Source organism: Collinsella sp. AM28-11LB (assembly GCF_003469895.1).
Lineage (GTDB): Bacteria > Actinomycetota > Coriobacteriia > Coriobacteriales > Coriobacteriaceae > Collinsella.
Genome location: NZ_QSKJ01000009.1, coordinates 60,171 through 73,428, shown reverse-complemented (window position 1 = coordinate 73,428; position 13,258 = coordinate 60,171). Strand labels below are relative to the sequence as shown.

General features: G+C 62.4%; 11 protein-coding genes. 3 read left to right on the top strand and 8 right to left on the bottom strand.

The annotated features are described in order from the left end of the window. Positions 1-2 precede the first annotated feature (2 nt). Both DW732_RS07690 and DW732_RS07685 read right to left on the bottom strand, forming a co-directional pair. Complete coding sequence (locus DW732_RS07690) at positions 3-857, bottom strand: class II fructose-bisphosphate aldolase (protein ID WP_055251940.1); 855 nt, start codon at positions 855-857, stop codon at positions 3-5. A 114-nt stretch (positions 858-971) separates the two neighbouring features. After that, the gene (locus DW732_RS07685; protein ID WP_158567383.1) at positions 972-2,147 is read right to left on the bottom strand and encodes an MFS transporter; all 1,176 of its coding nucleotides are present in this window, start codon (positions 2,145-2,147) and stop codon (positions 972-974) included. A 327-nt stretch (positions 2,148-2,474) separates the two neighbouring features. Here DW732_RS07685 and DW732_RS07680 point away from each other — a divergent pair, with 327 nt between their 5' ends. Then, entirely contained in the window at positions 2,475-3,338 is an 864-nt protein-coding gene (locus tag DW732_RS07680; protein ID WP_055251936.1) for a MurR/RpiR family transcriptional regulator, read from the top strand. A 49-nt stretch (positions 3,339-3,387) separates the two neighbouring features. Continuing rightward, on the top strand, positions 3,388-4,215 hold the full coding sequence (locus tag DW732_RS07675) for an HAD hydrolase family protein (protein ID WP_055251935.1): 828 nt from the start codon (positions 3,388-3,390) through the stop codon (positions 4,213-4,215). A 52-nt stretch (positions 4,216-4,267) separates the two neighbouring features. Here DW732_RS07675 and DW732_RS09895 read toward each other — a convergent pair whose 3' ends face one another. Beyond that, entirely contained in the window at positions 4,268-4,417 is a 150-nt protein-coding gene (locus DW732_RS09895; RefSeq protein WP_158567382.1) for a hypothetical protein, read from the bottom strand. 251 nt (positions 4,418-4,668) lie between these two features. Here DW732_RS09895 and rlmKL point away from each other — a divergent pair, with 251 nt between their 5' ends. Continuing rightward, on the top strand, positions 4,669-7,236 hold the full coding sequence (gene rlmKL, locus DW732_RS07670; RefSeq protein ID WP_118099219.1) for a bifunctional 23S rRNA (guanine(2069)-N(7))-methyltransferase RlmK/23S rRNA (guanine(2445)-N(2))-methyltransferase RlmL: 2,568 nt from the start codon (positions 4,669-4,671) through the stop codon (positions 7,234-7,236). A 92-nt stretch (positions 7,237-7,328) separates the two neighbouring features. Here the strand turns inward: rlmKL and DW732_RS07665 are convergent, their stop codons facing one another. The 5 genes from DW732_RS07665 to DW732_RS07645 all read right to left on the bottom strand — a co-directional run bounded on the left by DW732_RS07665 (position 7,329) and on the right by DW732_RS07645 (position 13,120). Next, complete coding sequence (locus DW732_RS07665) at positions 7,329-8,042, bottom strand: response regulator (RefSeq protein ID WP_199406609.1); 714 nt, start codon at positions 8,040-8,042, stop codon at positions 7,329-7,331. A gap of 4 nt (positions 8,043-8,046) precedes the next feature. Next, complete coding sequence (locus DW732_RS07660) at positions 8,047-9,672, bottom strand: ATP-binding protein (protein ID WP_117793890.1); 1,626 nt, start codon at positions 9,670-9,672, stop codon at positions 8,047-8,049. A gap of 113 nt (positions 9,673-9,785) precedes the next feature. After that, on the bottom strand, positions 9,786-9,980 hold the full coding sequence (locus DW732_RS07655; protein ID WP_117734879.1) for a hypothetical protein: 195 nt from the start codon (positions 9,978-9,980) through the stop codon (positions 9,786-9,788). 69 nt (positions 9,981-10,049) lie between these two features. Beyond that, the gene (locus tag DW732_RS07650) at positions 10,050-12,077 is read right to left on the bottom strand and encodes a KUP/HAK/KT family potassium transporter (RefSeq protein ID WP_118099218.1); all 2,028 of its coding nucleotides are present in this window, start codon (positions 12,075-12,077) and stop codon (positions 10,050-10,052) included. Positions 12,078-12,244: 167 nt separating this feature from the next. Next, on the bottom strand, positions 12,245-13,120 hold the full coding sequence (locus DW732_RS07645; RefSeq protein ID WP_117793891.1) for a nitroreductase family protein: 876 nt from the start codon (positions 13,118-13,120) through the stop codon (positions 12,245-12,247). Between the last annotated feature and the right edge of the window lie 138 nt (positions 13,121-13,258).

Genomic DNA, 13,258 nt, shown 5'->3' with positions numbered 1-13,258 from the left:
TCCTAGAGCGAATAGTGGTTGGGGTTCAGAAGCTGGATCTTGCTTGCGACGAACGCGCGCATGTCGGGGGCGGCGTCCATCAGGAGGCCAACGCCGTTGCCGTCGTTCTTGCCGGAGCTGATGTCCTTCTCGAAGGCGCGGTACATGGAGCGGAAGTACTCCGTGGCGATGTTGAACTTGCTCATGCCGAGGTTCACGGCCTCCTGGAGCTGCTCGTCGGGGATGTCGGAGCATCCGTGCATGACGAGGGGGACGCTGACGGCCTCCCTGCAGGCCTTGATGCGCTCCATGTCGAGGTTCGGGACCTTGACGTAGGGGCCGTGGGCGTTGCCGACGGCGATGGCGAGCGAACCACAGCCGGTGCCCTCGACGAACTCCTCGGCGAGGTTCGGGTCGGTATAGTGGTCGCTGTTCACGAAGTCGTTGGCGTCGGAGCCGTTGCCGACGTGGCCGAGCTCGGCCTCGATGTCAACGTCGAAGATCTTGGCGACCTGGACGACGTCCTTCGTGAGCTGGAAGTTCTCCTCATAGGGAAGCGAGGAGCCGTCGACCATGACGGAGGGGAAACCGGCCTTGACGCCCTTGACGGCGATCTCGTAACCAGCGGAGTGATCCTGGTGGACGGCGACGGGCACGCTCGCGCGCTCGGCGTAATAGCGGGCGGCGAAGGCGATGATGTCGAGGGCACAGTGGTCCTCGAAGCCGGGCCAGTACTGGATGATGATAGGCATGTGCTCATCCTCGGCGGCCTGGATCGCATAACGGATGGTCTCCGTGTTGATGACGTTGATCGCGGGCACGCCATAGTGGTGCTCGGTCGCATGTTGAAGAAGCTCGTTGACCTTGATGAGAGACATCTTTGTCTTCCTTTCACTTGGATAACCATTGGATTGGACAGTTCTCAGCTCGTCAGCTGGTTGAACACGAAGAGAAGCGCGAAGCAGGCAGGCGCTTGCAAAACGCGGTGGAGCCTATGCGGCCGACTGGCCCTCAGGCTGTGGCGCTGCGCTTCGACGCCACAGTACGTACGCCACAAAAGCAACGACCGCAGCAATCGTTGAAGCGAGGGCGAAGGCAAGAAAACCCGCGTGCGTGCCGAGCGCGTCGCACGCCCAACCGCCAAACAGGTTCGCAACCACGACGGACAGACCGCTCTGAACCATCGCGAAGGCGCTCTGACCTCGAGCGCGACAATCCTCGTAAGTGTGGTTGGCAATGTAGGTAACGCAGGAGTAGTAGACGGTCATGTAACTCACGCTCTGCAGCAGCTGGCCGCAGATCATGACCGGGACGATGCCGGTGCCCACGAGCACGAGCCTGAGCGCCGCCATGAAGCAGGAAAAGATCAGGAGGTTCATCTCGCCGAAGCGCCTGACCAGCTTGGAGGAAACGAGCAGGATGGGGATCTCGCTCGCAGCGGAGACCGCACTCAGGACGCCCACGAGGTTCTGACCCTCGCCAAGCTCGACCGCGTAGCGGCCCAAGAACGCCCCGATGAAGCCAATCGCGGCCGAACTGATGAAGGCGAAGACCAAGACGAAGGCGATCTCATTGCTGGTAAACAGCGAGAGGAGGCCCTTTCCGTGGGAGACCTTGGGATCGTCCGCGGCATTGGCGCGAATTCCCGCCTCGGGGAGGCGCCACATGTGAGCCGCGAAGACCACCAGCGCGGCAGAGACCACCGCGAACTGGATTTGAGGAGCCATGTCGAGCAGCCGACCGACGATCAGGACGACGATGGCATAGCCGATAGTGCCACCCATGCGAATGCGAGAAAAGTCCAGGCCAGAGCGATCCGCGAGCTCGATGACGAGGGAGTCGCTCAGGGGCAGGAGCCCCGAGAAAAACGCCGAGAACGCAAAGGTTACGAGAAGGACCGGGACGAACGTCGACGCCAAGTAATACAGCGGAGCGAGTACCGCCGCCGCAAGGCAGAGGATCACGATGACCGCGCGGCGGCGCCCGAGCTTGTCGGCGATCGTCGACCAGAGCGGCTGGATGGCGAGCGCACACACCGGGGTCGCCGCGAGGAGGATGCCGGTCTGGGCTGCGCTGAGGCCGAGGCTCGTGTAGTGAGCGGAGAGGAACGGCGAGTACACGCCCGCGCAGACCCAGTAGAGGACGTTCGCGAAGAACAGCGAAGTCATGCTTGCGTTTGTCCTGGCGTTGTGCATCGTGCTTCTCCCTTCTTGCTCGCCGGGTGCCTGTCTGGGCTTCGAAGTGATTCGCCATCTAGCGTGAAACAAAGTTGTGAGGCGTTGGAACAATGTTCTGTTGTTTCATCGTTTTCGTGCCGTTGTTTCACGGCTCATAAGATAGCAGCTCAAGATGAGATTGCGTCGGGGAAGCACCGATTTACCGTGAACGGTAGGAAATCAGCGGTGAAACGCTATTTCACCGCCTATGAAACATTTTGCTTTATTTTCACCTCTCTTGACCTAAGATACGAAGCAAACTAGGGCCAAGGAGTAACCATGGATAAGACAGGGGATGTGCTCAGCCACATCTGCGCGGTCATGAACAGCCTATCCCCCTCGGAGAAGGCAATCGCAACGTATGTGCTCGACCACCCGTCGGACGTCGCAACGATGACCGTCCGCGAACTCGCCGCAGGAACCGGTACGTCACCGGCGTCTGTTTCGAGGTTCGCAAGGACGCTTGACTACCGAACCTATTCGGACATGCGTCTGGCGCTCGGCATATCCATCAGCAGGGCCTCCGGCGAGGAAAAGGCCACGGGCGGCAAGGTTACTCTGGACGACGTCGAGGGCTCCATTAAGTACGTCCTGTCTCACAAGGTCAAGGAGCTCTCCCAAACCGCCTCGCTCATTGACTCCGATGACTTTTCGGCAGTCGTCAATCTGCTCCACAACGCCAACCTCGTCCTGATTGCGGGCGTCGGCAACTCGATTAGCATGGGCGTAAACGCGGCGTTCAAGCTCTCACAGGTTGGAGTCAGGGCGTTTTGCCCCAGTACCACCGATGCCATGGTCTCCGCCGCAACCAGCCTCAAGGAGAATGACATCCTGCTCGTCATTTCGACGTCCGGATACTCGAAGCGCCTCGTCAACATATTCGACTCTGCCGAGGATTCGAACACCCCCATCATCATGATCACAGACAACCCAGATACGCCGCTCGCGAAGCGTGCCACGTATATCATCCGAGCCATCTCGCGAGATCAGGCCATCACCGGAACCGAGGTCGCCTTCTCGCACAGCTCGATCAACTTCGTCATCGAGCTGCTGTTCCTCTTCCTGACCTCTTGCTGGGATGACCCGGTAGAGTTTAACAGGATCATCTCGAAGAATCTCTTGGGAGACAGGCAATACAGCTAGGACGACGCACACCGGCGCACCGACGCCCAGACCGAAACGGGAGGACCCCTTGATAAAGCTCATCCTCGCAGACATGGACGGGACCCTGCTGCCGTTTGGCTCAAGGGTCGTATCGGAGCGCACGCACAGCGCGATTCTTTCGGCGCTTGATGCGGGCATCGCGTTCGGCCCCGCAAGCGGCCGCGACTACGCCGACCTGGCCGATGCCTTTGACGGCGACGCGCGCTGTTTCTCGACCGGCATCATGGCCAACGGAAAGAAGGTCTTCTCCAGCGGCGAACTCGTGTTCAAAAAGACGCTCTCGACGGAGGCCCTCGTCAAGCTCGATAGCGCCGTACGCCCCTACGCGGGGACGTCACTCTGGCTAGTCGCCGATGTCGATGAGACAGGCAAACGCTGCGAGCAGTTCCTCTGCGCCGTCGAGCCTGGCGACGAATTCGCCCTGGAAATCGTTAAGGACTCCGGAAGAGACATGGCGCTCGGAGACGTGCCCACGAACCGTGACGTCATCACCGCCGGCATCTTCGTCAACGTCAGCTCCGCCCCGACGGAAGTCGTTCGGAGTCGATGCAAGGAAGCCTGCCCAGAGCTTGATTTCCCCTCGCCCGTCCCATTCTTCCTCGATGTTGTTCCGGCTGGCTGGAGCAAGGTAAACGGACTCGACGCGCTTCTCGGCAGCCTTGGGGTCACGCTGGACGAGGTCGCTTTTATCGGAGACTCGGAAAACGACGTGACGCTCCTCGAAAAGGTGCCGAACTCCTACGCAGTCGCGGGCGCGATGCCAGAGGCGAAGGCCGCGGCCCATCACCTGATCGGGGACGCAGCCGAGGACTCCGTCGCGAAGCTCATCGAACAGATTGTCCAGCAGCGAGGCTAGGGTTCCGCCAGCGTGGCATGCGCCGCGTGCCTCGTCATCCGTTCGTGGCGCGCTACCTCGTGACGATCCAGAGCGTGGCCATCGTCGCGACGCCGATGCCTACGATGAGCGCGACCCACAGGACGCGGACCACGAGGTTCATGTCGCCCGCCACCACCATGTCGTTCGCGTGCCAGAACCAGCTCTCGTTTCCCTCGCGCATGATGCCCTCCCTTGGCCTCGATTACGCCATCTATGGCCGAGCAATCGCAGGTCACGTGCCATGGATTTGCCCTACGCCCAGCTTTCAGTTCTGTAAGGCGGCGGGAGCCTGTGCGAGGCCCCGAGTCCTGAGGCTGTTGCAATGAAAATGGGAATCAAGGAGCACGCATCAATCATATAGGTTCCTTTCGGGGGCGAGAGTAAACGAAGCATCCATCATATAATGGAGCGACGCAACCAGAGAGGTCACCCATGGAATTTTACGCAAGCTGCCCCGAGGGCTTTGAGTCCGCACTCGCCGATGAGCTTAAACGCCTCGGGCTTTCGCATGTCCGCCGCCTGAAGGGCCGCGCCACGTTTGAGGGCGAGCTCGAAGAAGGCTATCGCGCGTGCCTGTGGTCGCGCCTGGCGAGCCGCGTGTTCGTGGTACTCGGACGCTTTGAGGCGCAGGATGCCGATGAGCTGTACGACGGCGTTTACGACATCGCTTGGGAGACCATCATCCGCCCCGGCGCCACCATCGCCATTACCGCCCGCGGCGTGACCGAGCAGCTGCGCAACACGCGCTTCTCGGCCCTGCGCGCCAAGGACGCGCTGTGTGACCGCCTGGCCGAGACCACGGGCCGTCGCGCCGACGTTGATGCCGCCGATCCCGACGTTCATCTGCTGCTTTCGCTGCGTCAGCGCCGCGCGAGCATCAGCCTGGACCTTTCGGGCGACCCGCTGTTCAAACGCCTGCCGCCCGCAGCGGCCCGCGCCAGCGAGGGCGCGCACGTGCTGCGCCCCGACTACGCCGCCCTGGTGCTGGCGCAAGTCAGCTGGACCGCGCTATGCGAGCGCGAGCTGACGGCCGATGATTACGAGAACGAAGCTCTGCCCACGCTGATCGACGCCTCGTGCGCCGGCGGCGGCCTGCTGCTGGAGGCCGTGAATATCCTGACTGACCGCGCCCCGGGCGCCGCACGCGAGCGCTGGGGCTTTGAGGGCTGGCAGCTGCACGACGCCGCCCTGTGGGAGCAGCTGCTTGCCGAGGCGCGCTCGCGCGAGGCGGCAGCGCGCGAGCGCCAGGCGCGCATCGTGGCCGCAGACATCGACCCCGCCGCCCGCAAGACTGCCGAGCGCATGGTCAAGAGCGCTGGCCACAAGCGCTTTGTCGATTTCTGCGCCGCCAAGTCCGCCACCGTACTGGACCACGCGGGCGCCGTCGCCGGTGCCGCCGTGGTCGCGGATACGACCGAGACACCGCTTTCGCTCATGCACGACGCCATGACGCTGGTCGGTGAGCTGCGCCGCGCGCCCGAGCTTGCCGCGGCACCGGTCGCCGCGCTCACCCGCGACGGATTGCTGGCCCGCGCGCTCCACGCCGAGCCCGAGCGCTCGATTGCCGTCATGCCCAACAACGAGGAAGCAGCTATTGAGGTCTGGCCTTCGCTCGACCATGCCGCCGCAGCGTTTGAGGCTGCGACCAGCGCGGATACCGAGGCCGAGGTTACGGATGCCAACGAAACCAACGATGAAGCCGCCGCTTCCGCCATGCCCGAACCTGCCGCCACGCTCGATTTGGGCGACGGCAAGCCGCTGCCCGTGCTCATTCCCGAGTCCGAGCAGTTCGCCAACCGCCTGCGCAAGAACGCCCGCCTGCGCCGCAAGTGGGCAAAGCGTGAGGGCGTGAGCTGCTACCGCGTCTACGATGCCGACCTGCCCGACTACTCCGCCGCCGTCGACCTGTACGAGGGCTGCCCGCAGACGCCGGGCCGCTGGCTCGTCATCGCCGAGTACGCCGCACCCAAGACCATCGATCCTGCGCTGGCCCAGGCCCGCATGCTCGATATCTTGGCCATCGCGCCGCGCATCTTGGATGTTCCAGCCGAGCACGTGCACGCCAAAGCCCGCATACGTTCGCGCGGCGGTTCGCAGTACGGTAAGCAGGGCGCCGGCAAGGGCGGCTCGGGCGAGCGCGCCAACATTGCGCGCCGTCGCCTGCCGCTCATCGAGGAAGGCGGCCTTACCTTTGCCGTCAACTTTGACGACTACCTGGACGTCGGCATCTTCCTGGATCATCGCCTCACGCGCAATCTGGTGCGCGAGCACGCCAAGCAGGCGCGCCGCTTCCTCAACCTGTTTGCCTACACCGGCACCGCCACCTGCTATGCAGCCGACGGCGGCGTCGAGGAAACCGTGACGGTCGACCTCTCCAACACCTACCTGGACTGGGCCGAGCGCAACATGCGCCAGAATGGCTTTGTGGGGCCGCAGCACCACTTTGTGCGCGACGACGTGCTCGCCTGGATTCGCGACCAGCGCCAGACACGCAATCGCTGGGACCTGATCTTTGTCGATCCGCCCACGTTTTCGAACTCGTCCAAGATGGGCCGCCGCACCTGGGATGTTCAGCGCGACCATGTTGAGCTTTTGGCCGGTGTATCGCGCCTGCTCGCGCAGGGCGGCCACGCCATCTTTAGCTGCAACCTGCGCGGCTTCCGCCCCGAGACGCGCAAGCTCGCGCGCGCGGGCGTCGTGCTGGAGGACATTACGGCGCAGACCATCCCCGAGGACTTCGCGCGCAACCAGAAGGTGCACCATTGCTATATCGTGCGCCGCCTGCCCATCGAGGATGCCATGGCCGAAGTCGGCTTTAGTGCCGAGGAGATTGCCGAGCGAACCGAGGAGCTGCGCAACCCTGAAGCCCGCAAGCCCCGTACAGCAGTGCCCGCGCACGCGCAGGCCGGCGACCGAGGGCCGCGCGGTGACGGCAAGCCCACCTGTGCAGGTAAGCCCAAAAAGAAGAAGTTCTACGCCAGCAAGCCCAAGGGCAAATAACATAATTGCGGTGGAATAGTTCCTAAAGATGCCTGGTAAAGGCCCAAATAGGATCTATTTCACCGCAACTCACAGAGGGGCCGCGCTCTGCCCTACCCCTGGGTGACCAATCGGTAACCGATACCCACATGCGTTTGGATATAGCGCGGATGCGCGGGGTCGGACTCGATCTTCTTGCGCAGCGTGCCCATAAAGACGCGTAGGCTCGCCAGGTCGCTCTTAGTCGCCGTACCCCAAATCTCGTTCAGGATAAATTGGTGCGTCAGCACCTTGTCGGCATTGTGTGCCAGCAGGCAGAGCAACTTGTACTCGATCGGCGTCAGATGCAGCTCCTCGCCATCCATCGTGGCGATGCCGGCATCAAAATCGATATGCAACTCGCCGGTATCGAACGAGCCCTCGGAAGCAACACCGCCCGCCTGCGCATACGAAAGGCGCCTGAGCGTCGTGCGAATGCGCGCGAGCAGCTCCTCGACCGAAAAAGGCTTAGTCAGGTAGTCGTCGGCGCCGGCATCGAGCGCGCGGATCTTGTCCACGTCCTCGCTGCGTGCCGAAACCACGATAATCGGCATGCCCGACCACGCGCGCACCGACTCCACCACCTTGACGCCGTCCATATCGGGCAGGCCCAGATCGAGCAGCACAATGCTCGGCGCCTGCGACGAGGCGGCGGCGATGGCGGCGTGAGCGGTCTCCACTGCCATATGGCGCAAGCCGTGCGCCTCGAGCGCGGCGACAATAAGGTTGCGGACGGCGGGATCGTCCTCAACGACCAAGATGAGCGGTTTCACGGCAGAGTTCGGCACAGCGCTACTCCTTATCAAACGAAATATCGGCGGCGGGAAGCTCAATCGTAAAGACAGAGCCGTGCGGGGCCGCCGCGGCAACCTCTATGCTACCGCCATGTGCCAGCGCAATGGAGCGACAGAGCGAAAGCCCCAAGCCCACGCTGCGGCAACTGTCGGCTAGGCCATGGTTGGCGGTGTAGAACGACTCAAAGATTCGCTCGCGGTCCTCGGGCGCAATGCCCGGGCCATCATCAGCAACCGAGCACGCCACGCATCCATCATGGACGCCAATCGAGATTACGATATGCGAGCCCGCAGGCGTATAGGTGATGGCGTTGTTCACCAGATTGACCACCAGCTGCACCATCAGGCGCGCGTCGACGTTGACGAGCGCCGGCTCATCGCACGCCACTACCTTAAGGTCGTGCTCGCGCACGGCCGGATTTACGTGACGCAGCGCCTCCTCGACGATATCGTCCATGAGCTCGAGCGTGGTCGACAGGTGCATGCCGCCGCCCTCGAGCTTGGTGATGGCGAGCAGATTCTCGACGGTGGCGTTGAGCCACAGCGCATCCGAGCGAATGGATAGGAGCATGCCGCGGCGTGTCTGGTCGTCGAGCACGGCCGTGCCGGTCGAGCCCTGGTCGAGCAACACGTCGGCATTACCCGAAATACTGGTGAGCGGCGTGCGCAGATCGTGCGAAATGGAACGCAGCAAATTGGCACGCAGCTGCTCGTTTTTAGCGAGTACCGCCGCCTCCTCGCGGGCCTCCATGGCGCGGGCGCGATCGAGCGCAAGCTCGCCTTCGCTCACAATGGCATCGGCAAGCGTCCGCTCCTCGGGCGTCAGCGCATCGGGCTCGGCGACAATGGCGAGCACCCCCACCACCGAGGCGGGATCGCCCGCACGCACCATGGTGTCACCCGAGCGCACGGTCAGGTATATGCCGTAGAACGCCGAGCCACCATAGGTGGCATCGAGCGGCGTTCCCACATAGGCGGATGCCGAGAGCCGCGGCGGCATCTGGGGCGCCAACTGGTGCACCGGCGCGGCATCGCCCACGGCCGTGTACGTCGCGCGCGGCAGCAGGTCATCGTCGTCGGCATCGGCGCTATACCACACGACCGGACAGTCCGAAAGACGCGCCAGCTGCGTTGCCATAGCGTGCACAATCTGTTGCTGATCGGCGCAGCGCTGCAGCATACGGTTGGTCTCGAGCACCATCTGCGTGCGACGGTCGCTGGCGGCAGCCTGCGCCAAGGCGCGGCGCAGGGCCAGCGCGATCGAGCTCGACACGAGCGAGACCGCAAACATAATGAAGAACATGCCGGGATAGACGCGGTCGATAAACGACAGCGAGCAGCGCGGGTCGACAAACAAGAAGTTGTAGAGCGCCACGGCGGCAGCCGAGCTCAGCAAGCAATACAGGCGACTCCAGGTAAAGAATGCGCACAGCTGCACGGCGAACACATAGACGATCATGATGCTCGGCGCGAGACCCGGATGGTCGAGCAGCGCGCCCACAATCGTCGCCGCGACCAGCAGCCCCGCCGATACGCAGGCGTCATACAGAGGGCTGCGACGCGTCAGCGTTGTACGCCTCCACCAAAAGTTCTCGGCAATATCGCCGTCCGCATGGACGTCCATCAGCGCCCCGCCCCTCTCTCAAAAACAAAAACCACCACAAAGGGGACAGGCACCTTTGTGGTGGTTTCCCCTCGTGGTGGTTCCAAGTGTATAGCCTTTGCAACCTGCGGTCGCTAGACAAACAGCACGTGCGCGAGCAGTGCGCACACGCACGCCGCGACAAACACCAGCGCCACGACCGAAATCACACGATCGGCCATGTCCATGTTGGCCCGATTCGTAAAGAACCGATCTTCGGCGGCGTCGACGCGTGCCTCGCGCACCAGCTCGGCCGCAAGATCGCGACCGTCAAGCGTCTTTGCGTCCATGGTTTTCTCCCCAGACTCATTTCCCGTCATTGCAAACCTGCCCGTTCACAGTCAAATCTCAGGTGTCGATTACGGGCGCTCGTTGGGAGCCAGACGCTGCATCTTGCTCACGGCCTTAAACTTGGTGAACAGCGGCACGTACTCAAAGTTCACGTTGGAGTTCTCCAGGCCGTACCAGCGCGCAGGCGTGCCAGCGGCGCGGCGGATGATGTACTTGAGCGTAATGGCCGTACGCTCGCTCGGCTCCACGTCGCTTTCGGGCGCCAGAAGCTTGCGGATCATAACGAACTTGAACGTACCGATGTTGCCCGGATCCTTGTAGACCGAGTAGTCATGCGTCTGCGGCGGCAGCTCGCCGCTGGCTGCCAGATCCTGAACAACCTGGCGCAGATAGGCGTTAACGCGCTGGTTGATCTTGTAGCCCAGGTACAGATGCACGCGGAACACGTAGTCGGTGCCGAACGTCTCGACCGAGTAGGCAAAGGTATGCGGCTCGTCCATGGTCTCGACATTCACGAACCACCAGGCGCGAGCGCGCTTGGGGTGCTTATCCAGGATGGAGTAGACGATATCGCGGTCGATATAGTCGGTGTTGGTGTCCTTGGTCAGGTACACGATATTGTCGCTCATGAGCTCGTAGCGGTCGTCGTCGCGCAGGCGCTTGAGCTGCGGCAGGTAGCTGCGCAGCGGCAGCAGCGTAAACTGGCGCTGCTCGACCGCCGTGCCGTTGTACCAGCACACCATAATGCTCATGATGAGCGCGGCCATAAGGATGGTGAAATAGCCGCCGTGGAAGAACTTGGTGAGCGAGCTCACAAAGAAGAAGCCCTCGAGCATGAGGAAGAAGACGGCAAAGATCCACGGCGCAACCTTGAGCTTGCGCTCCACGTGCAGATAGAAGAAGAGCAGCAGCGTCGTGCACATCATGGTCAGGGTAATAGCCAAGCCGTACGCAGCCTCCATGTGCGCCGAGTTCTGGAACAGCAGCACCACGATAACGCAGCCCACGAGCATGACGTTGTTGACCATGGGGATGTAGAGCTGACCCTTGGTCTCGGCAGGATAGAAGACCTGCATATGAGGCATGAGGTCCAGGCGGCTGGCCTCGGACACCAGCGAGAATGCGCCGGTGATGAGCGCCTGCGAGGCAATGATGGCGGCGATGGTGGAAAGGCCGACGGCAAAGGGACGCAGGCTCGGGGTGAGCATCTGGTAGAAGGGGTTGAGGTCGGCGATGCCCACGAGTTCGGGGTTGGCAGCGTTGTTGATAAGCCACGCGCCCTGACCCATGTAGGACAGCAGCAGGCAGCACTTAACGAACGGCCAGGTGGCGTAGATGTTGCCGCGGCCCACATGGCCCATGTCGGAATAGAGCGCCTCGGCACCGGTGGTAGCGAGGAAGCAGCTGCCCAAAATCATGATGCCCGCATGGTTGTTGGGGCTCAGCAGAAAAGCGATGCCACGCAACGGGTTGAGGCACAGCAGCACCGCGGGATACTGGCAGACAAAGAACAGGCCCGTGCCGCCCAGGAACAAAAACCACAGCGTCATGATGGGGCCGAAGGCGTGACCGATCTTGGCCGTGCCGATGCGCTGCACCAAGAAGAGCGCAATGATAATGGCAAGCGTGATCGCGACAACGCGACCCTGGTCGTCACCGAGCACGGCATGGACCGCCGGGATGGTGCGCAGGCCCTCGATGGCCGTGGTGACGGTAACGGCAGGCGTCAGGATGCCGTCGGCGAGCAGTGCCGCGCCACCCAGCATGGCGGGGATGATGAGCCACTTGCCGCAACGCTTGACCAGGCTGTACAGGGCAAAGATACCGCCCTCGCCGTGGTTGTCGGCGCGCAGCGAGATCAGCACGTACTTGACAGTCGTCAGCAGCGTGACCGTCCACACGACAAGGGAGAGCGCGCCGAGCACGAACTCCTGCGTGACGCTTCCGATGCCGCCGTTGCCGGCAACGAGCGCCTTGGTTACATACATGGGGCTGGTGCCGATATCGCCATACACCACGCCCAGCGTGACGAGCATCGCCGAGATGCTCACAGGAATCGCAGCGTGCGAGGCTACTTCCTTTGCCTTTTGTTCCATAAGCCGGTTTCCTCCCAATATTAACGTTTGACGGGATTATAGGTAATCGGCCCATGTTTGAATGGCGCCGTTTTCCCAGCTAGATAAACATTTATGCGGCCTTTAGGCCACCGCGGCGATATGGAATGTGACAGAGGGACTTTCCCTTTGTCACATCGCCGCATTCGTTACTTGCCGAGCCAGTTTTTGAACCACCACTCCATGGAACGGCTCATCTCGGCCATAAAGGGGCTCGTGTGCTTGCGGGTGTAGATATCCACCACGCGCTCGCCTGCCTCGCGGGCATGCGGACGGAACATCGCGTCCATCTCGGCCACCTGCGCGTCCATGGTCGCGGTATCGGCGCGGCGGTAGCGCTCCTCGTGCACCAGGTTCACCACGGGATGCGCGATTGCCGGACGCTCCTTGCGGGGCGTGCCGATGATGAGCATCGACAGCGGCATGGTATAGGGAGGCAAGTCCAGCAGCGAGGCGACTTCCTCGGCATTCTCGACGATATCACCGATGTAGCAGCTCCCCAGCCCCAGGGCCTCGGCGGCGACCACGGCATTTTGCGCGGCGATCACGGCGTCCTGCGCCGCGATGGCAAAGTCACCCAGACCCGGTGCACGACGGGGCGCCTTGCCCGTGCGCTCGACAAACTCGGGCTTAAAGCAGCCCACGTGCTCAAACAGATCGATCCACTTGGCATAATCGACCACAAATATTAGTGCCCAGGGCGCCTTGGCGATCATGGGCTGGTAATCGCACAGGTCGGCGAGGCGGTCCAATGTGGCCTGCTCGCGAATGCTCACGATGGAATACATCATCATGGCGCCCGCCGACGGCGCGCGACTCGCCGCATGCAAAATCGCCGCCCGCTGCTCGTCAGTCACCGCCACGGGACGGTCGTCGTCATCACGCGCGAAGGCACGCGTAGACGAGCGATGCTCCAAGATGTCCAGCACTGTGTTGCCCGTAGTCTCGACCGGATAGCCGCACGTATCCACGCCCGCAGCTCCGCCGCAGTACTCGGCGCCTGTCATACAAACCTGCTCGCTCATCGCCCTACCCTCGCCATTTCTTTAAGAAGCCTTTACGTTTCCGTGTAATTCCCGTCCATTATCGCGCAGGTCGCCACTACATTGCGCCACACCGCCACACGTGCGCGTTAATATGGCTGGTTGTGCGCAGCCACCAAT